This is a genomic window from Vicinamibacteria bacterium (assembly GCA_035570235.1).
Taxonomy (GTDB): Bacteria; Acidobacteriota; Vicinamibacteria; order Fen-336; family Fen-336; genus DATMML01.
Genome location: DATMML010000128.1, coordinates 1 through 19,970, shown reverse-complemented (window position 1 = coordinate 19,970; position 19,970 = coordinate 1). Strand labels below are relative to the sequence as shown.

General features: G+C 65.8%; 16 protein-coding genes and 1 tRNA gene. 7 read left to right on the top strand and 10 right to left on the bottom strand.

Annotated elements, in window-relative coordinates:
- From VN461_22730 to VN461_22710, 5 genes are all read right to left on the bottom strand, one after another.
- Positions 1-77, bottom strand: a tRNA-Arg gene (locus tag VN461_22730).
- A gap of 64 nt (positions 78-141) precedes the next feature.
- The gene (locus tag VN461_22725; GenBank protein ID HXB57595.1) at positions 142-783 is read right to left on the bottom strand and encodes a hypothetical protein; all 642 of its coding nucleotides are present in this window, start codon (positions 781-783) and stop codon (positions 142-144) included.
- 1,054 nt (positions 784-1,837) lie between these two features.
- On the bottom strand, positions 1,838-2,689 hold the full coding sequence (locus tag VN461_22720) for a hypothetical protein (protein HXB57594.1): 852 nt from the start codon (positions 2,687-2,689) through the stop codon (positions 1,838-1,840).
- 50 nt (positions 2,690-2,739) lie between these two features.
- Positions 2,740-3,609: a hypothetical protein gene (locus tag VN461_22715; GenBank protein HXB57593.1), complete on the bottom strand. Its 870-nt coding sequence runs from the start codon at positions 3,607-3,609 to the stop codon at positions 2,740-2,742.
- A gap of 242 nt (positions 3,610-3,851) precedes the next feature.
- Positions 3,852-5,549 (bottom strand): S53 family peptidase, encoded by a 1,698-nt coding sequence (locus VN461_22710; GenBank protein HXB57592.1) that lies wholly within the window; start codon positions 5,547-5,549, stop codon positions 3,852-3,854.
- Between the two features lie 692 nt (positions 5,550-6,241).
- Here VN461_22710 and VN461_22705 point away from each other — a divergent pair.
- Positions 6,242-7,318, top strand: coding sequence for a hypothetical protein (locus tag VN461_22705; protein ID HXB57591.1), 1,077 nt, complete (start codon positions 6,242-6,244; stop codon positions 7,316-7,318).
- Between the two features lie 211 nt (positions 7,319-7,529).
- Complete coding sequence (locus VN461_22700) at positions 7,530-9,323, top strand: S8/S53 family peptidase (protein HXB57590.1); 1,794 nt, start codon at positions 7,530-7,532, stop codon at positions 9,321-9,323.
- Between the two features lie 134 nt (positions 9,324-9,457).
- Here the strand turns inward: VN461_22700 and VN461_22695 are convergent, their stop codons facing one another.
- Genes VN461_22695 through VN461_22675 form a run of 5 tightly spaced genes read right to left on the bottom strand, consistent with a single transcriptional unit; the run spans position 9,458 to position 14,745 of the window.
- Positions 9,458-10,192 carry a YIP1 family protein gene (locus tag VN461_22695; GenBank protein ID HXB57589.1) on the bottom strand — a complete coding sequence of 245 codons (735 nt, stop codon included), beginning with the start codon at positions 10,190-10,192 and terminating at the stop codon, positions 9,458-9,460.
- 10 nt (positions 10,193-10,202) lie between these two features.
- The gene (locus VN461_22690) at positions 10,203-11,474 is read right to left on the bottom strand and encodes an ABC transporter permease (GenBank protein ID HXB57588.1); all 1,272 of its coding nucleotides are present in this window, start codon (positions 11,472-11,474) and stop codon (positions 10,203-10,205) included.
- A complete protein-coding gene (locus VN461_22685; GenBank protein HXB57587.1) occupies positions 11,471-12,712 on the bottom strand; it encodes an ABC transporter permease in 1,242 nt (413 codons plus the stop codon). The genes VN461_22690 and VN461_22685 overlap by 4 nt, the downstream gene beginning before the upstream one ends.
- A gap of 12 nt (positions 12,713-12,724) precedes the next feature.
- Positions 12,725-13,447, bottom strand: coding sequence for an ABC transporter ATP-binding protein (locus VN461_22680; protein HXB57586.1), 723 nt, complete (start codon positions 13,445-13,447; stop codon positions 12,725-12,727).
- The gene (locus VN461_22675; protein ID HXB57585.1) at positions 13,444-14,745 is read right to left on the bottom strand and encodes an efflux RND transporter periplasmic adaptor subunit; all 1,302 of its coding nucleotides are present in this window, start codon (positions 14,743-14,745) and stop codon (positions 13,444-13,446) included. Before VN461_22675 ends, VN461_22680 begins: the two co-directional genes overlap by 4 nt.
- A gap of 154 nt (positions 14,746-14,899) precedes the next feature.
- On the opposite strand from VN461_22675, the gene tldD reads away from it, so the two are divergent.
- The 5 genes from tldD to VN461_22650 form a co-directional block, all read left to right on the top strand.
- A complete protein-coding gene (tldD, locus tag VN461_22670; GenBank protein ID HXB57584.1) occupies positions 14,900-16,321 on the top strand; it encodes a metalloprotease TldD in 1,422 nt (473 codons plus the stop codon).
- Between the two features lie 13 nt (positions 16,322-16,334).
- Complete coding sequence (locus VN461_22665) at positions 16,335-16,646, top strand: DUF4342 domain-containing protein (protein HXB57583.1); 312 nt, start codon at positions 16,335-16,337, stop codon at positions 16,644-16,646.
- 78 nt (positions 16,647-16,724) lie between these two features.
- Positions 16,725-18,110 carry an MFS transporter gene (locus VN461_22660; GenBank protein ID HXB57582.1) on the top strand — a complete coding sequence of 462 codons (1,386 nt, stop codon included), beginning with the start codon at positions 16,725-16,727 and terminating at the stop codon, positions 18,108-18,110.
- A 6-nt stretch (positions 18,111-18,116) separates the two neighbouring features.
- Complete coding sequence (locus VN461_22655) at positions 18,117-19,457, top strand: TldD/PmbA family protein (GenBank protein HXB57581.1); 1,341 nt, start codon at positions 18,117-18,119, stop codon at positions 19,455-19,457.
- On the top strand, positions 19,458-19,970 hold a 513-nt coding region (locus VN461_22650), incomplete at its 3' end, for a hypothetical protein (GenBank protein ID HXB57580.1).

Sequence of the window (19,970 nt, the reverse complement as noted above, 5' to 3'; positions counted from 1 at the left end):
TGGTGCGCCCCGGGCGATTCGAACGCCCGACCTACAGATTCGTAGTCTGTTGCTCTATCCAGCTGAGCTAGGGGCGCACGGCAAAATCGAATGATATCCCGGCCACCGCCCGGCTAGCAAGTTGGTCGTGGCGCCTCTGGGCTAGAGCTGGGAAGGGAGCACCCTTGGGATAGGGAGCCGACGGCGGATCAGGGTGTCTAGCGCGCGAGCAAGCGCCTGTCTGGCCGCATCGGAAGGCACACGACCGCCCACCGACTGCAAGGAAAAGCGGTCGAAGACCTCTCCGGCGTGGGTTTCGATCGTCATCTCCTTCGGAAGCAAGGCGAGCTGGGCGAGCGAGCGGAGCAGGCTACCCAGGAAGCCCACACGGTCAGGGCCTCGCACCTCGAGGTAGAGGGTAGAGCCCTGGTCCGGCGAGCCGTCCAGTGCGTAGTGGTTCAACTCCACGGTGGACGCGTTGATGTCGGGCTCGGCGTCGCTCAGGGGGTGCGGTTCGGCCGCGAGGCCGAGGTAGTCGATCGTGCCGGGTTCAGGTGCGCTTCCCGTCGGCGTGATCAAGAACTCGGCGACCCAAGGACCCGAGGGGTCCTGCCGGGCGAACCCACGCCGAATGTCGAAGCCCAATCGCGACAGACCCATCGTGAATCTGCCCGTCCAAAGCGGACCGAGGGGTCCCCAAAGCCGCACCGAATAGAGGGCTCCCGTATTCTTGAAGACACGGAAACCCGGGGTGTCGGTGCTCGCGAGTGGCAGGAGCACAAGCGGGTCGCCGAGCGCGCTCATAGGCAGTCCTCCTCGAGAGCCTGGTTTGAGCAAGCGGTGTACCATGCGGCAACTCTAGCCGCCTAGGGCGAGGGGGACGGCTAGCTGTCTGTCCAGTAAGGCCTTACATCTTCCCCCGGCGTGTCCCAGCACGGTACCTCAAGGAGACCCATTTGTCGGTTTGGATTTTATCGAGTGACAGAAGTGGGTGAGTGTACGACAGGGGGGGAATGAAGGGGACAGGCCGGCTATCCATCTTCAGGAGATAGCGCCTCCCGACCGAGCAAGGGATGACGAACGCCTCTTCCCTACTCATCGCGGGCAACGTTCCCCTTGATTTGGCGGGGTTCAGGTCCGCTCCAACTTGGCGGACACCGATAACTCCTTCCACTTCGCTGCCCAGTTTGCCGGCTGGCGAAGACTGTTCGGCGTACAGCCGCGGACCACTGGTTCGCGAGAGCCGGAGCCTCGTCAGCGGAGCAGGGGGTGGGTCGGCTTGTTTGGAGCGCCAGGGTCGTTCGGCACGTACGCAATCGAGCTTGGGGTAGGGTCCTTCGGCATTTCGGGGCCAGTCGCGTGCTGAGGTGGAACCAAGACGCTTGCGTGTGAATCGTCGAGTGACATCTCTAGCGTTCTACTCGGCATGGCGGCCGCTACCGCCCCGCTGACGTTTGAGCACGCGGGCGGAGACGACCACCACTGCCGGAGGGTCCGCAGGATTCTCTTGCCGAGGCTGACGAGGCCGACTGCAGCCAGAACTTCAAAGAGGCCGAAATCAAGGAATGGTTCCATGTGGGACTCAGGCACCTTTAGGACGAAACTCGCTTCGTGCGTTTCTTGGGCACCCGCAGCGGCGGATCGTATGCATCCACTTCCGTCGTTTTCAGAATCTTGTAAGGGACTCCCTGCGGCGAGACGAAATCCACCACCTCCTGAACGCTATCTGGAGCGGGCAATCCTCTGCGAAGCTGAGGACGGCCGGGGCCACCCTTCGCTACGGGTCGTTTCGACCTCTTTTTTCGTGACCTCGGCATGTGTCGTTAGTCGATGCGTGGAGTAGACCCCAACCTACCCGCTACGGGCCGAGCTTGATCTTCGTGATCGGGTGAACCTCGAAGATGGTTGGCATGCGGCTCTTTAAGCTGGGCGGCCCCGGCGCTTGTCCCGTACTGTGGGTGGCGTCGAAGAAGAGCGAGCCATCAATTTGAACCGGAATCGGGGGCTGATAGAAGTTGTAACCAGCGCCGGGCAGGTTCTTAGTGCCAAAGAATTGCTTGTAGGCAGTCCGGGCCGCGTTTAGAGCTCCGAACGCGGGGCTATTGGCGGGAGGCAAGCCCGACAACTCCATGGTCATGTACATTTCCTGCCCGGCCTTCGGGTCGCGCCCAACGATGAGGTGGAAGTCATTGTCTGCTTCCCGGCTGGCGGCGAACAGGAACCCACTCACGTGAACGTTGCGCTTTTCTTGCTGGACCCGATCCGAATTTGCGGTCGTCGGGATGTTCAGCTTGACCATTGCCTCCACGGAGGGCAGGGAGGCGATCAACTTGCTTAGGTCGTTGAAGTTCTCGGTGGGAGCGTTAGCGATCGACAGCTTGGCGGCCTTCCGCGCCGTTCCGGCGAAGTTCTCGCCGCCCGGAGCCGGCGTCTTCACGGCGGCCGCAATCGCCGCGGGGGCGGGGGCTTTCTTGCCTTTGAGTACCTTTCCGAGCGCGATTGCGGTCGGGGTAGTCTCGTAGGAGTCGACCTCAGTGGTTTTCAGGATGCGATACGTGGGCCCCCTTGGCCTCGACTTGAACGTCACGGAATCGTCGTGGATGGAGTCGAGGGCTGGCATTCCAGGGCGCAGGAGATCTAGCGGTTGCTTCGCCTTGGCGCCCGTCAGCGACAGTCGTGTGGTTCTCGTCTTCCTGCGAATGGCTGGCATTCAGCACCTCCTGGGATCTAGATGGGCCCTCGAGTTACATGGCCCCGCGTTCATTTCGGTGCGGCTCTCTCACCTCCCGCTTTCGGGGAAGCGTCCGGGGTGACCTTGGCCGCGTTCGCCCCGCCGCTTGAGGAATCCTTCGAGATCTCGGGCTCTGCAGACAAAGCAAATTCTCTTTCCTCAACGATGGGGTGCTCGTCCCGGTCATAGGCGAGTACCAACTTCAGACAATGGGCTTCGGAATGGAGCTTGAATCCGGCAGCCTCTTGGCTGATTTGGCCGGTCTCGTCCGCGATTTGACGGAATGCGCCAACCAGGATTGAGTGGCCTGAGATCTCCTCGAAGACTTGGAGTTCAGCGGGAGAACCCGGAGACAAACCCACAAGCGAGATAGCGGGTTCGAGGGTGCGCTCCGACAGTCGGAAGCTTATTCCGGACGGATTCTCAGAAGGACGACGCTGCATGGCGGTCAGGAAGACGGCGGTCGCAGCGCAAATGAGCGAAATCCCGAGTCCGACGGTCGCGCAGATCAGCCAGAACTTCTTGTCTCGTAGCGGCTTTCGGAAGGCCGCGATCATGGCATTGAGTGAGTGCCAGTCGGCCTCGGGGAGTTCGACTCCGAGCGCAAAGACGGCGAACGCCAATCCGGCGCCTGCGGCCAGAACCGAGAGAGAATACGTGAAAACGCCCCAGCTCGAGAGTTTCGCGAAGGCCGCGTTCGAGAAGCCGGTGCCCAGCGCGCCGATCGCAGTCGTCAGGCCGAAGAGCCACTTTGCGAACGTATCCTGGGCGTCGAAACGCGCGTCCGGGAAGAATTTGGCGCGAAACCTCTTCAGTTGTTCAACATCGTCGGGAGACAGGGGACCGGCCATGTTCGGATCAGCATCTCCGGGAAGACTGGACGACGAATCCGTCACCATAGGTCACTCAACAGCGGCGTTGCCCCGAACGACGGGTGTGACAGGCGGGCCTGGCCCGCGTTCCCGCCCACGATAGTGCCACCTCCGCCCCGCTCCCCCCTCACCGGATTCGTCTCGTCGACTTCGCCCAGAGCCGCTCCCTGCATACCCTCGGACGCTGTGGACGATCTTGCCCGCCCGCCACTCAAACCGGGGAGCCCGACCCGTTGCCACCCTGGGGCTGCCCGCGCCAGGCGAACCGCCTACAAAGCGGCCGCGAGGTTCCTGCCATTTGGAGTGCCGAGCCCGGTACAAGGATCCCACCCCGGGCCGGCAGCGTACTTGCCATGAAGCGTTCCAAAGATGTCGTTGTTTCCATCCACGACATCGTGGAAGGCGTTGGCCGTGCCGGCCAGCCCGTAGAGTACCGGGTTGAGGAAGCCCAGGGGCCCTTTGCCTTTGGCGGCCCGTTGCTGGTTAATGAGGGCCAGAATCGCCGCCCAGAGGGGCGCTACGGCACTGGTTCCCCCGACCACCGTCGAGTTGCCCTGAACGAGCACCTGATATCCAGTCGCTGGATCGGCGTTGCCCGAAACATCGGGAACTCCTCTTCCTCCACCGCTCTGTTGGGGCACAGGAACGTTCACGTTCGCTTGGTACGCTGGTTTGGCAAAGACGTTGCTTACACCACCGCCGGTCGACCCCCCGTTTGGACCCCCATTCCAGACGGTTTCGACGAAGCCCGAGCCCGTGGTCTGTAGTGTCGTTCCGCCACATCCAAGGGCCCAGGGGCTAGAGGCGGGGAAGTCGGCGTGTGGCACTCCATCCCAGTCGCCTTGCTGCATGTCGGCCGAGCCGTTGTCGCCGGCGGCACAACACACGGTCACGCCCACCGCCGCTGCTTCCTGCAGCGCCTGATCGAGCCCCGTGAGGAGCTGCTTCGTGGAAGCCTCCTCCGGCCCACCCCAGCTGATGGAAACAAGCGAAGGCTTCCGGACGTCGTCGTGAATGGCCGAGGTGAGGGCCTGGATGAAACCGTCGGTCGTGTTGGTGCCGAAATAGACCGCAATGTTCGCCTTCGGCGCGACCGCTCCCGCAACTTCAATGTCGAGTGTGACCTCACCGTCACCGTTGGGGTCTGGCCCGGGAACGTTGGACCCGCCGTCCACCCCAACCGCGGTGACATTGGGGGTAGCGAGCCCGAGCCCCGCAAAGTACGCATCAAGGTCCGTCTTGCTGAAACCGACACCCGTCGCGACGCCTTGTTTGTCAACGTCGTTCAGCTCGATGAGGGCAATGGTTTGACCGGTGCCATCGCTGCCGGAGGGGACGTTGTAGAGCTTTGCCACCTCAAGCGGCGAGAAACTGCGCAAGGCGCCGGCCCCGGCGTGTTTCTTCTGCCCTTTCGTCGGCTGTCTCTTGGCTTTCCTTAGGATTCGATAGTGGGGCGCAACCGCCGGACGGTCATCCAGGCCGAGAACCCGCTCGACGATTCCATCAAGGTCCTTTGGTATGTAGATGGGGCCTCGGCGGCCCCGATAGCTGACCCTGCCCGCTCGGTAGCGCTTCAGGCTAACGCCAAAGGCAGCGCTGAAGTCGGCCACTCTTCCCACGAGCTTCACGGTTCGCCTTGGGACGCTCGCCTCAGAAACGCTGAGGCTGTGTTCATGGGCAAACTTGTCAACGGCAGCGATATCAGCCTGGTCGGCACCGCCAACCCGCCCCAACTCCTCGCGTGTCAAGTACCTTCGTTCGTCGAGGCGCTGCGCGGCGATTTGGCTCACTCTCTGCTCTAGTTGGCTCCCGGGCCGACGGCGCAGTTGGAGCGTAATCTCAATTCGCAAATCGGGGTCGACCTTGCCAACGAGTTTGGCGCCCCGCAGTGGCGTACGCTCGCTGCCGGGAAGCGGCACTCGAGACTTGGAACGGGAGTTGGGCGTCCGGTCCTTTCCTGCGGCCATGATTCAAGCCTCCGCTATACCAATGCCTTGGACGAAAGCCCGGGCCAGGCTCTGGACAAGCAATGATCGTTGCGAGCTACAACGGGCGCTTCCATGAGTTGCCTCACCCGCGCTTGCGCTGAGCGTTCCACGCCTCCGTGCGCGCTCCGCCGTCCTGCGAGCACTCCGCGGCCCCGGCGCGGGGCCGAAAGCCGTCCCCACGGCTGCCCTTGGAGCACGAGCCAAGAGAGATACATGCTCCCCCCGGTCGACAGATCCGACGCCCTGGAGACTGAGTCAACGCTGTGGAACCGATTGATCCGCAATCCTTGGCTTCGCAGTGAGCCCGCAGGAGGGGATCGGAGACGCAGGCTTGGCCAGAACGTATATCTCGGCCCGCAGAATGTCAAGATATTTTGCTTAAAACGCACGGCAAGGACGGCATCCCGCCAGATCTGCTACAAAATAGCGACAGATCTCTCGCTTCAAGAATACGAAAACGCTTGAAATTTAGTCACCTGAGGCGTATCTTCCGAGCGTTCCTGAAATCCCTCCCCTTCCCTCCCCTGTGAACCCAAGTGGGTTCTTCGGTGACGACCGTGCCCTCCGACGTCGGGCCCGTTGAGGCCGATCGAGCAGAGAGCCGAGCCGGGCCAGTTCCCTGGGGAAGTCATTGAGATCGTTACTTGAAACGCATCGTTTGGGAGGGACTTATGAAGCCATTCCTTTGTCGGCAACTTCGTCTCCGGGTGCCGCTGCTGCTCTTGGTCTCGACGCCCCTGGCGGCGGACGAGATCACACACAAAGTCCTGGAAGGCTATCCAGATAGGATTCAAGCACGGCTGGAAGCAAAAACGCGCTTCCTCGCGGCAAGCCCGCCCGCAACGTCTCAACCCACGTTCGAGTTCGTCTTCCGCCAACTCGGGCGATGGAAGCAGGGCCAGACCCTGAGGGTGGCCTTCCGAGGCGGCGACACCGCGTTGCGGAAGGACATTGCCGATGCCACCGCCGACTGGACGAGTCACGGGAACGTCAAGCTCGACTTCGGATGGGATACCGGGGTGGGAAGGCACCGGGAGTGGTCCCCTTCCGACGCGGACTACACGGCCGACATCCGCGTTTCCTTCGATCAGGAGGGTTATTGGTCCCTCGTCGGACCCGACAGCATCGACCGCTCGATGGCGAAGCCAGGAGAGGCCTCGCTCAACCTCCAGGGTTTCGACTCCGGCCGACCCGCCGATTGGAGGGCGGTGGCCTTGCACGAGTTCGGCCATGCCCTTGGCTTTGAACACGAGCACCAGCATCCGACGCAGGGATGCGACAGCGACTTCCGCTACCAGGACGACACCGGCTACGTGCCGACCACAGATTCCTTCGGCCAGTACATCCCCGACTCCCAGGGGCGGCGCCCGGGAATCTACACCGTCCTGGGGGGACCCCCGAACAACTGGCCGTCGGCCCAGGTGGACCACAATCTCCGCCAGCTGAACAACGACTCGCATGCTTTCACGTTCGGGCCTTTCGACCCGAGTTCGATCATGAAGTACGCCTTTGACAGCTGGATGTGCCAGCAGGGGACGTCGAGCCTCTGCTGCAGCGGCGGCGAGAACACGGTTCTCTCGCCCCAGGACATGGCGGGGATCGCGCAGGCGTATCCGACGGCGGTCGCGGCTTCCGGTGACCTTTCTCGCCAGCACCAGAACGTGCTGCGGGAGGCCGTGAAAGTCCGGCTGCATCCCGAGACGAAGAAGCGGATCCAGTCGATGGTCGACCGGCCGCCGCAGCCTTAGGGAGCGCGAGGCTCCGGAACTCTGGAGGGAGAGAGTGACGCCTTATCCACGTCATGTGCGGGTCGTGAGACTCGGGGTCTTGGGTATCTGCCTCCTCTGGATGCTTGATCTGCCCGGCTGTGGGTGCAAGCGGCCGGGGGTCGTCAGCGAGCCGGCTGTCCCTTCGCTGACGTACGTTCCCGATCCTCGGGTGGCTCTCCCTGAAGACCGAGTGCTGGATGAAATCGCGCGCGAACCACAGCGAAAGGGCCCACCAGAACCAGCGGCATCCCTGACCCTGCTCCGATCAGCAAAGAAGGCACATGCCCTCCTGGGAGCCGCGCAGAATCCCGAGGGTCTCGACGCCGCCAATCAAGAGCTCTGCCGGGTCCTGGGGGGCTCGCCCGACAAGCCCTGCCTTTCCGCCGTCATTCCCTTGAGGCGAGCGGCCCCCGCGCCCGGCCCTGCGCTGGCCATGCCCGGCGCACCTTCTCCGGAGCCGCCCCAGGAATATCTCCTCTGCCTGGCAAGAAAGGCGGGTGCGCCCCTGGGAAGCTTGGCCACCGAGCTGGGTTTCAGCCAGCTCGTCAAGGGACTGAGCGCGGCCAAGGCAGAGCATGAGCGCCTCGGCTTGCGATTCCCCTACCGACTCAATGTGGCCTGGGAGGCCGCGCAGCAGACCCTGCCCCCCCCGCCCAAGCCGTCCGCGGACGAGGAGGCCGCGAAAGCCATCTCCCGGAACGACCCCCGGTGGTCGCTGAAGCAGATCGACTACGAGGGCGCCCTCAAGCTCCTGGGGGACAAGCGAACCCGAGAACAGCGCCCGGGGGAAGACCCGGGTCACGGCGTGCGGGTGGCCCACTTGGACACCGGCTACACCGACAACTGCCAGTACCGAGATGGAGCGTCCCCCCATGGACCCCTGCAACCCCAGCTGGGTTACGACTACTTCGCTTGCGGGCAGGACCCGCGGGACCCCCTCACCCCACCGGGCCTACCCGGAGTGCCTCTCTTCAGCGAGACACGACAGCCCTCCCACGGGACGGGCACAGGCACGGTGCTGGCGAGCCCCCACGTGTTGCCGGCCGGATGTAACCCGCCTCAGGCGGAGGACAAGGTCCTGGGCATCGTCCCCGGCGCGGAGGTCGTGCCCGTCCGCGTCACCGATGGAATTCTGCTGGGCTTCCCGAGCTTCCCGAAGGCTCTGTTCGAAGGGATCGGAGACATCACCTTTGACCTCCGCGTGAAGTCCCTCGCCGCCGGCGTGTATCACGCGATCGAGAAGCATGCCCAGGTGATCTCGATCAGCATGGGCGGAGTCTGCGCGGAGAGCAAGGAGGACATGCAGAGCAACGCCGAATTGCAACAGGTGATCGCCGAGGCCGAGCAGCAGGGAATCATTGTCGTGGCCGCCGCGGGACAGTACCCCATGCCAACTTTCCTGAAGGATCTCTTCTTCAAGAGCTATCCGGTGAGCTTCCCCGGCTCCTATCCCTCCGTGATCACGGTGGCCGGCAGTACCGTCTTCGGCACCCCCTGGAGCCAGTCGTCACGCGGCCCGAAGGTCGACATCACCGCTCCCGCCCTCGGCGTCTGGAGATCGGAGACGAAGAGCGAGGGCGGCACGATCAGCGAGGATATCGACATTGGCGACGGGACCTCTTTCGCGACCGCGATCACGGCCGGGGTTGCGACGCTTTGGGTCCAATACTGGGGTCGCGATCTGCTCTTCGATAAGTACGGCCCCGCCCTTTCTTCGGCCTTCCGCTACGCTCTGAAGAAAAGCGCCCAGACCCCGGCTGAGCTGGCGGCTCGGCTTGGGACCGAGAGCTACGCACCAGAGATACGGCGCCGAGCGCAGCCCTGGAGCAGTTACGGTGGCTTCGGTCCAGGGCTGCTCAACGTCGCGAAGCTTCTCTCGACACCACTGCCAGACCGAGCCGACGTTTGCGCAGATGAGCTCAAGAGCGGCCGGCGGGGGTCCGAGACTTCACCTGCCTACATGGCAGTCTGCCCTAAGCGGTAGGACCCCTTTGAGGGTGCCGGTTGCACTCCAGGACATGTGTGAGACCCGAGACGCACGCCAGCCAAGTCGCGTCCCATGACCTCGGGCGGAACTTGCACTGTCAACAGTCGGGAGGGAGCCCCTCGAGCCAGGATCTAGAAGGCGGCCAGGACGACCTTGCCCAGGACGAGGAGGGCCCAGGGCACAACCACCCCCCACACGGCCTTCTTGACGCTGCACCGCGAGGCCACGGCGAAGCCCACCGCCAGGAGACCCATCTGCCAGAAGGAGATGAGGTCTAGGCTGCCCACGAGAGCGTAAAGCGGCTTCGCCAGCGCGGCCCGCTCGAGCAGGAGCGTGGGGTTGGCTTGGAGAGCCTCCTGGGGGTTCAGGTTCCAGTCCCCCTTCAAGCCCATCACTAAGAGGATGAGAGGTGTGGTCAGGAGGTGGGTGGCCAGGAAGCTATAGCTCACCACCGCCATGGACTGCGCGAATGTGACCTCGCCCGTGTAGATCACGCGGAAGACAAAGAGTAGGACGGCAGCCATGACCACGATCGTCAGCGGCCCGCCCAGGAGGGTGCCCACCCACGCGATGACAGGGAATAGCTTGATTGGCATGGCCAGCGCGGTGTCGCGGCTCTCCGGCGGGATGCGCTCCCACTTCCCCGACTCCTCGAGCTGGTTCCTCAGGAACTGGGCCGGCTCCATCTGGTGGAGCCAGACGGCGGTGAAGGCCGCCATGAGGGCCAGGTAGGCGATTAAGGGCAGCCAGAAGCGGGGCCGTCGGGTGATGGCGAGGAAGGCCTCTCCGGGGGAAAAATAGACCTGGGCTAGGTTCTCGACGAAGCCGGGCTCGGCCGCGCTCTCGGGGGGTGTCCCCTCGGGCATTCCGCCCTCCTCACTCGTAGCGGAGAGCCTCGATGGGATCCAGGCGGGCCGCCTTGGCCGCGGGCCACAGGCCGAAGGTCAGGCCCACCACCACCGAGGTCAGAAACGCGATCACCACCCACGTGGTCTGCACGACGGCGGGGAAGGGGGAAAAAGTGTCGATCAGCCAGGCCACGAGACCTCCGATGAGGATGCCAAGGACACCGCCCGCTCCCGTGAGGGTCATGGCCTCGGTCAGGAACTGCCAGCGGATGTCGCGCCTCGTGGCGCCCAGGGCCTTGCGCACGCCGATCTCGCGCGTCCGCTCGGTCACGGAGACAAGCATGATGTTCATGACCCCCACCCCCCCCACCAGAAGGCCGATGGAAGAGATGGCGATCATCACGACGTAGATCCCGCCCGTGAACTGTTTGTAGAGGTCGGTGAGCGTGTCCTGGGTGAAGAGACGGAAGGTGTCCTTGGCCAGGAACTTGAGCTTGCGCTGACGCCGCAGGATCTCCCGCACCTCCTCGATCGCGTTGTCCATCTGGCTGGCGGAGACCGCTTTCACGTCCGCGACTAGGAAATTGAAGTTCTTGTCCCGCTTCCCGGTGGAGCCTAAGGGCAGCAGCATGTCGTTGTCCCGGTTCAGGCCCAGGAAGCGTCCCTTCTTCTCGACCACCCCAATGACCTTGAAGCGCAGGCCGTCGATCAAGACCTCCTTGTCCAGGGGATCGACGTAAGGGAAGAGCGCCTCCGCCACGTCGTAGCCGATGACCACCACCCGGGCCCCCCGGCTCAGGTCGGAGGGAGAAAGGAAGCGTCCCTTCTCCACGAACACATCGTGAACGGTGGCAAACTCCGGAGTGGTCCCGAGGAGATTGGCGGCTTGGAGCTTGTAGTTCCCGTACTTGATGACGTCGAAGTTCAGGATCTCCATGGGCGCGATGCCCTGACAGGTAACGCAGTGCTCGGTGACGGCGTGGACCTCAGCGTCGGAGAGGCCCTTGCGGCGCCGCCTCTCGTCGGCGGACACGTTCTCCCCCGGCCCCCAGGGACGAATGAAGATTACGCCCGAGCCGAAGCCCTCGATCTGCTTGGCCATGGAGGCGTTGAGGCCGGCCACGATCGCGCTCATGCCGGTGACGGTCATGATTCCCATGACCACGCCCAGGATAGTGAGGAAGGCCCGCATCTTGTAGGCGCGGATGGCCTGGAGGCCGAGGCCCACCGCCTCTCCGAGCGCGAAAACCATCGGGAACCGCGCGATGAGCCTTCGCCGGAGGGTGGGGTCGGAACTCATTCGTTCCTCAGGGCTTCCACGGGGTCGAGGGCCGCGGCCCGGCTTGCCGGATAGATCCCCGCCACCAGACCCACGACGCTGGAGACGAAAAGGGCGAGGAGCACCGCCCAGAGGCGGACGGGGGCGGAGAAATCCGCGGACATGATGCTGCCGAGCACCAGGGCCAGGCCCTTGGAGGCCAGGGTGGCTCCCAGCACGCCCAGGGCTCCCCCGAAGGCGGAGAGGATCACCGACTCGACCAGGAACTGCCGGAGGATGTCCCGCCGCCGGGCGCCCAGGGCCTTTCTCACCCCGATCTCCCGGATCCGCTCCGTCACCGACACGAGCATGATGTTCATGACCACGATGCCGCCCACGAGGAGGCTGATGGCGGTGACCACGATGGTCACCACGTAGATCCCGCGGGTGGCGCTCTCCCAGAGATCCATGACGCTCTGACCTGTCTCCACGCTGAAATCGTCGGCCTTGTCGTAGTCCAGGTGTCGGCGCACCCGCATGGCCACCCGCGCCTGGTCCTGGGCCGTCTCGAAGTCAGACATGGACCACGCTTCCGCCTGGATCTCGACGGAGCGGCGGGATCCGTAGAACTTGCGGAAAGTGCTGATGGGGATCCAGGCGAAGTTGTCCTGGCTCTGCCCGAAGATGGTCCCTTTCTTCTCCGCCACCCCCACCACCTTCACGGGGCGGCCGTTCAGCAGGATCTCCTTGCCCAGGGGTTCCATCTCTCCGAAGAATGCTTCCACGAGGTCGCTGCCGATCACCGCCACCGGCCGGACCTGCTCGATGTCATCCGGGATCAGTGGACGCCCCACAACGATGTCGCGGACGCTGCCGATGCGGGGGAAGTTCTCGGTGATGCCGATGATGCGGACGTTGTCCTGGAGCGTACGGCCCCACTTGGCGTTGCTGGTCATGCCCACCATGGCCCCCACTTCGGAGCAGGCCATACACCCCTTCTTGACGACCTGGTAGTCCTCCAGGGTCAAGTCCTTCCGCTTCATCATCTCCCGCCATTGGTCACGGCTGGTGATGACGTCGGGCATCTTCTGGACGCTGAAGCTCTTGCTCCCCAGCTCCAGGACCTTGTCCGAGATGTAGCGATCCAGTCCGTCCGTGATGGCCACCACCGCGATCACGGAGGAGACCCCGATGAGGATGCCGAGGACGGTGAGGAAGGAGCGGAGCTTGTTCGCGCGCAGGGACGACAGGGCGATGGTGATGGCCTCGGTGAAGGGCATGGCTTCGGCTCCTCACCCCCCCGCGTTTCGAACGTCGCTCTCGATGCGGCCGTCGCGGATGTGGATGGTCCGGCGGGCGTGGTCCGCTATGTCCTTCTCGTGGGTGACCAGGATGATGGTGTTCCCGTCCCCGTGGAGCTTGTCGAAGAGGCGCATGATCTCGTCCCCGGTGACGGTGTCCAGGTTGCCCGTGGGCTCGTCCGCGAGCAGGATCGAGGGCGTCATGACCAGGGCGCGGGCGATGGCCACCCGCTGCCGCTGGCCCCCCGAGAGCTCGTTGGGCTTGTGGGTCACGCGGTCGCCCAAGTCCACCATCTCCAGGGCGCGGCGGGCCAGAACGATCCGCTCCTCCTTGGGCACGCCCGCGTAGACCAGGGGCAGCTCCACGTTGTGGAGGGCGGTGGCCCGAGGGAGCAGGTTGAAGGTCTGGAAGACGAAGCCGATCTCGCGGTTCCGGACCGCGGCCAGCTCGTCGTCGTTCATCTCGGACACCACCTTGCCGCGAAGGACGTAGCTTCCCCGGGAAGGGGTGTCCAGGCAGCCGATGAGGTTCATGAGGGTGGACTTGCCCGAGCCCGAGGGCCCCATCACCGCCACGTACTCGCCCTTCTGGATGGTGAAGCTCACTCCGCGCAGGGCATGGATCTCCTCCGCCCCCATCGCGTAGGTGCGCCAGAGGTCCTCGGCCCGGATGAGGGAGCCGCTGTCGGACAAGGCGATCGGCTCCGCGCTCATGACTTCTTCGGGACCTCGACCTTGACCCGAGCCTGATCCTTGAGGGTGCGCAGGGTCTTGTAGGATCCGGACACGATCTCCTCCCCCTCCGTCACCCCCCCCACGATCTCGATGTCCGTGTCCCCGATGATGCCGGTCTTGACCGGTCGGAAGGCGACCTTCCCGTCCTTGGTGACCACGAACACCCCGTCCTTCTCCTCCCCTTTTTGCGGCTTGGTCACGAGGACGGCAGCATTGCCCCCCTCCGCGGGCGGCTCCGCGGGGTCCGCGATCTTGCCTTCCTTGTTCAGCTCCCGCACCACCACCGACTGGATGGGGACGGCCAGCACCCGCTCCTTGCGGGCGGTGGTGATGTCGGCGGTGGCGTTCAACCCCGGCCGCAGGCTCGAGGGGGGGTCTTTCAGGGTGACCGTGACCTTGAAGTCCTTGGCCTGGTTCCCGGTGCTCACCCCGGCCGCGCCCTGGGAGGTGGCGGTGGTGGAGCCCCGGGGAATGGCGGAGGCTCCGATCTCCGTGACCTCGCCTTTGATCTTGATCCCCTCTAGCGCATCCACCCGGACCTCCGCGGACTGCCCCAGCTTCACGTTCCGGATGTCGGTCTCGTCCACCATGATCTCGCTCTCCATGACCGAGAGGTCGGCCACGGTCATGATCACGGTGGGGCTGAAGCTCTGGGCCCCGATCACCACTTCCCCCTCCTCCTTAGGGAGGCTCGTGACCATGCCGTCCATGGGGCAGATGACGGTCGTCTTGTCGAGGTCGTCGCGGATGGAGTCGAGCTGGGCCTGGAGCTGGGCGATCCTCTTCCTCAGGGACTCCGCGTTGGCGGTCTTCATCTTCAGATCGGCCAGGGCCTGGTCCATGACCTGATCGGAGACCAGCTTGTCCGCGAACATTTTCTTCGTCCGGTCGAAGGCCAGCTGGGCCACGTCCACGTCGGCCAGGGCCCGATCCAGGTCCGCGCGCGCGGAGAGCACCGCCGCCTCCGACTGGCGGGTCTCCGCCTCGAAGCGCGTGGACTCGATCCGGGCCAGGACCTGGCCCTTCTTGACCATGTCCCCTTCCTTGACCGTGAGTTGGATGATGCGGCCGGAGGGGTTGGCCCCGATGTTGACGTAGCGCTTCGGCCTGACCTCGCCGGAAGCGGAAACGATGGAGACGAGGTCACGCCGCTCGACCTTCTGGGTCTGGACCGGGACCTTGCTGCGGTTGTCCCGGGCCACGCTGAATCCCACGACCCCGCCCAGGACCAGGACCATCCCGGCGGCGGCAAGGATCCGCGTCCGTTTCGATGCCATGGAGCCTCCGTGATGCTATCTTCTTAAGTACGACGCGCGCGCCCCGGAGGTTCCGCCTCTGCGCGCGCCGGGCAATACCCATGTTAAGTTAGCGGCGGCTCCGGGTACAAACCGGGGACCGTCGCCCGCGCCTGCCTCCTGCTATAGTGCTCGCATGAGCCTCGATGACCGCGCCCGGGTCCCCGCCGACGTCCCGGTCTTGGAAATGGAGCGGCTCTTGTCCCTGGCCCTTGAGCGGGGGGGGGATTTCGCCGACCTATACTTCGAGCACGAACGCACTTCGTCGCTCCTCCTGGAGGAGGGGATCATCCGTACCGCCTCCGCGGGGGTGACCTGCGGCCTAGGGGTGCGGGTGGTGGCGGGGGAACGCACCGGCTACGCCTACACCGACGACCTGTCTTGGCCGGCCATGGCCCGGGCCGCGGAGACGGCGGCCCACATCGCCTCCGGCCCACGATCCCTGCCTCCGGAGGCCGTTTCCCCCGCCCCCGTCAGCCGCCGCTACGGCGAGTCCTCGATCGGGGGGCTCGCCCTCGCGGAGCGCATCGCTCTGGTGGAGCGCGCGGACCGGGCGGCGCGGGCCCATGACCCGCGGGTCGACAAGGTCATCGTCTCCCTGGGCGAGGAGACCCGGGGCGTCCGCATCGCCAACTCCGCGGGCATCCTGGCCGAGGACGTGCAGCCCCTGTTCTCCATCCGCGTCTCCGTGATCGCGGCCGAGAAGGGGGTGCGGCGCGAGGGCAGCGCGGGGGGGGGCGGGCGGCTGGGGCCAGAGTTCTTCGCGGAGAGGCCGCCGGAGTACTTCGCGCGGGAGGCCGCCCGCATGGCCATCGTCCTCCTGGGGGCCAGGGAGGCCCCCGCGGGGGCGATGCCGGTGGTGCTCGCTCCCGGCTGGCCGGGGATCCTCCTCCACGAGGCGGTGGGCCACGGCCTGGAGGGCGACTTCAACCGCAAGGGCACCTCCGCCTTCTCCGGGCGCATCGGCCAGCGGGTGGCGGCGGAGGGGGTGACCGTGATCGACGACGGCTCCCTGCCCAATCGCCGGGGCAGCCTCAACATCGATGACGAGGGGAACGTGCCCGGGCGGACGGTGCTGATCGAGAACGGGGTCCTGCGCGGGTATCTGCAGGACCGCTTGAACAGCGGCCTCATGAAGATGCCCGCCACCGGCAACGGCCGGCGCCAGGGCTACGGATCCATCCCCATCCCGCGCATGACCAACACCTTCATGCTCGCGGGTCAGGACGATCCCGAGGAGATCATCCGCTCCGTCCCCCGGGGCCTCTACGCAAAGCACTTCGGCGGCGGCCAGGTGGACATCACGAGCGGCAAGTTCGTCTTCTCCGCCACCGAGGCCTATCTGATCGAGGACGGGAGGATCGGCTCTCCCGTGGTGGGGGCCACCCTCATCGGCAACGGGCCCGACATCCTGACCAAGGTCACCCGCATCGGCCACGACCTTAAGCTAGACGAGGGGGTGGGGGTCTGTTCCAAGGCCGGGCAGACGGTGCCGGTGGGGGTGGGGCTGCCCACCATCCTGGTCTCCGAGATCACGGTGGGGGGCACGCGGACGTAGTTCGGAGGTGGGCATGGCGGAGAAGACCCTCTGGGAGTCCGTGAAGGTCGAGGGCGAAGAGTTGCTCGAGAGGGTCAAGGACCTCGTCCGCGAGGGGAACGTCCGCCGGATCGTGATCCAGCACCAGGGCCGGAGCGTCGCCGAGTTCCCCCTCACGGTGGGGGTGGTGGGCGCCCTCGCGGCACCGGCCCTGGCCGCGATCGGCGCTCTGGCCGCGGTCCTCACCGAGTGCACGATCCAGATCGAGCGGACGGAGGGGAAGGCTCCAGAAAAGCCGGCGGCGGCAGCGCCGCGGCGCCCCCGCGCCAAGAAGACCCGCCGATGAGACGTCCCCCCCCCGGCCCCCCTTGACGCGGGGGCCACAAGCCGGAAAGATGCCCGGACCCCATCGCGGGAGGACTCCTTGACCCTCACCCCCCTTCTGGGCACCCTTCGCCAGGGCTTCAGCCGCACCTTCTGGATCGCGAACGTCCTCGAGCTCTTCGAGCGCTTCGCCTACTACGGGAGCAAGGCGGTCCTGGCCGTTTACGTGGCGGAGACGGTCGGCCTGGGACCGGAAGCGGCGGGCTGGCTGGTAGGAAGCTTCTTCAACACCCTCCTCTACTTCCTGCCCATCCTGGCGGGGACGGTCGTGGATCGCTACGGCTTTCGGAAGAGCCTGTGTTTCTGCTTCGCGATCTTCTGCGTGGGCTATTTCCTGATCGGGCTCGGCGGCCTCCCCGCCGGGCAGCCCATCGTGCAGGCCCTGGGAGCCCGGACCTACATGCTCCTGGCCCTCCTGATCACCGCCATCGGGGGCTCCCTCATCAAGCCCTCGATCGTGGGGACGGTGGCCCGGACCACCACCGGCGAGACCCGCTCCCTCGGCTACTCGATCTACTACACGCTCGTGAACGTGGGGGGGGCGGTGGGCCCCTTCCTGGCCGTGCCCGTGCGCCAGAACCTCGGCATCGCCTACGTGCTCGTGATGTCCTCGGCCACGAGCTTTCTGCTCCTCCTCGCGACCCTCCTCTTCTACCGGGAGCCAACCCAGCCCGCGGAGACCCGGCCCCCGACCTCGCTGGCCAAGGTGCTCTCGGACATGCTCACCGTCTTCCTGAACCTCCGCTTCATGGCCTTCCTCGTCATCTTCTCGGGGTTCTGGGTGATGTTCTGGCAGGTCTTCTACTCGCTGCCCTTCTACGTCCGCGACGTCCTGAAGTTCGAGCGCTTCGAGCTCATCGAAACCGTGGACGCCTGGACTATCATCCTGATCACGGTGGCCGCCACCGCGCTCGCCAAGCGGCTCAAGCCCATCGCGGCCATGACCCTGGGTTTCGCCCTCGCCAGCGCCTCCTGGTTCTGCATGATCGCGACCCCTCCCGCCTGGGCCCAGGTCGCGGCCGCGCCCGTCCTGCTCGTGATGAACCTCGTCCTGCGGTTCCTGGCCCTTCTCGGCCTGCCCGTGGCGCCCGTGGAGCTCACCCCCACCATCGCCCCCGCCGCTTTCGGGCTCATGGTCTTCGCCCTGGGGGAGGGCATCCAGGCCCCGCGCTACTACGAGTACGTGGCCAACCTCGCCCCCAAGAACCAGGTCGGGACCTACATGGGCTTCGCCTTCCTGCCCATCGCCATCGGGACGTTCTTTGCGGGAGCGCTCGGGGGCAAGCTGGTGGCCTACTACATCCAGGGACCCGGCTCCGCCAACCCGCACCAGATGTGGGTGGTGGTGGGTGTGGTCGGAATCGTGTCCACTCTGCTCATGCTCCTCTACGACCGCGTGCTCGCCCCGCGACCGACGGAGGCCTGAGGGGCGATGGACTACCAAGCGCTCGCCGAGGCGCTTCTGCGGCAGGCCCAGGGCGCGGGGGCAGATGCCGCGGACCTCCTGATCGCGGAGGGGACCGAGTTCTCCGTCACCGTGCGCAAGGGCCAGGTGGAGACGCTCAAGGAGGCGGGGAGCAAGGCCCTCGGCCTCCGCGTGTTCGTGGGAAAGCGGACCGCATCTTCCTATACCTCGGACTTCTCGCCCCCCGCCCTCTCTACCCTGGTCCGGGAAACGGTGGCCATGGCCAAGGTCACGGGAGAGGACCCCGCGGCCGGCCTGCCCGAGGAGACCGTCCCCGCGTCCACTATCGAGCTGGGCCTCTACGACCCCGCCCCCTCTGCCCTGCCGACGCCGGAGCGGATCGAGCGGGCCCGGCGGGCGGAGGCCGCCGCCTTTGCCGCCTCTCCGGAGATCACGAACTCCCAGGGCGCCACCTACGCTTCCGGGGAGGGGAGCGTGGTGCTCGCCAACACCCTGGGGTTCCGGGGCGGCTACCGGAGCTCGTCGGTCTCCCTCTCCGTCGTGCCCCAAGCCCAACGCGACGGGCAGATGGAGCGCGACTACTGGTACACCGCGGGGCGGGGGCTCTCCGATCTGGAGACCCCCGAGCACGTGGGCGAGGTGGCGGCGGAGCGGACGCGGCGCCGGCTGGGGGCCCGCAAGGTGCCCACCTGCGAGGTCCCGGTGGTCTTCGACCCCGAGACCGCGGCCGAGATCCTGGGCACCCTCTTCAGCGCCCTCTCCGGCTACTCCGTCTTCCGCAACGCCACCTTCCTGAAAGACAAGATCGGGGAGACGGTGGCCTCGCCCCTCCTCACCCTCGTCGACGACGGCCGGCGCCTGCGCGGCCTGGGCTCCCGGCCTTTCGACGGGGAAGGGTTGCCCACCCGCCGGAACGTCCCCCTCGAGAGGGGGGTCCTCAAGCACTACCTCTGCGACTCCTATTCGGCGCGGAAGATCGGGGCCCGCTCGACCGGCTCCGCGCGCCGCGGGATCGGGGGCGGACCCTCGGTGGGGGCCAGCAACCTCTATTTCGAGGCGGGGGTGACGCCCCCGGAGGAGATCCTCGGGGGTGTCGAGAAGGGCCTGTACGTGACCGACCTCATCGGCTTCGGCGTGGACCTCGTGTCCGGCGACTACTCCCAGGGAGCGGTCGGCCACTGGATCGAGAAGGGGCGGCTCGTGCATCCCGTGCACGAGGTCACGATCGCGGGAAACCTGAAGACGATGCTCAAGGACGTGGACGCGGTGGGAAGCGACCTCGAGTTCCGGGGCGCGAGCGCCGCCCCCACCCTCCGCATCCGGAAGATGACCATCAGCGGCAGCTAAGTGGAGAGGGCGCGGACGGCGACAATCGGCGCGCTCTTTGGGCTGGGGGCAGGAGGGCTTCTCACCCCGCGGTGGCCGGAGGGGGAGTGGGCACTCCTGGCCGGGGGAGCGGTCCTCTCGGCTCTCCTGGCTCTCTTCCGTCCGCGGCTCCCCGCCCTCGAGCATCCCGTGGCGGCGGGGGTGGCCGGCGTGGCCGGCCTCCTGATGAGCCGTCTCCCCGAGCCCACCTTCTTCCTCCTCGTTCCCCTCCTGGCCGCTTGCGTGGCGTGGCCCTTCGGGGAGGAGGGGGAGGAGGTCCACCCCCTCCCCCGCTGGGTCTTGCCCGCCACGTTTCTGGCCGCGGCCGCGGTCTTCTTCCTCCAGGCCGCGAAGCGCCACTGGCAGTTCGGGAGCGGGGGCAAGGACCTCGGCCTCTTCACCCAGCAGCACTGGCTGCTCGCCCACGGCCTCGTCCCCTTCAACACCGTGATGGGGATGCACATGCTGGCCGACCACATGACCTTCATCGACCTC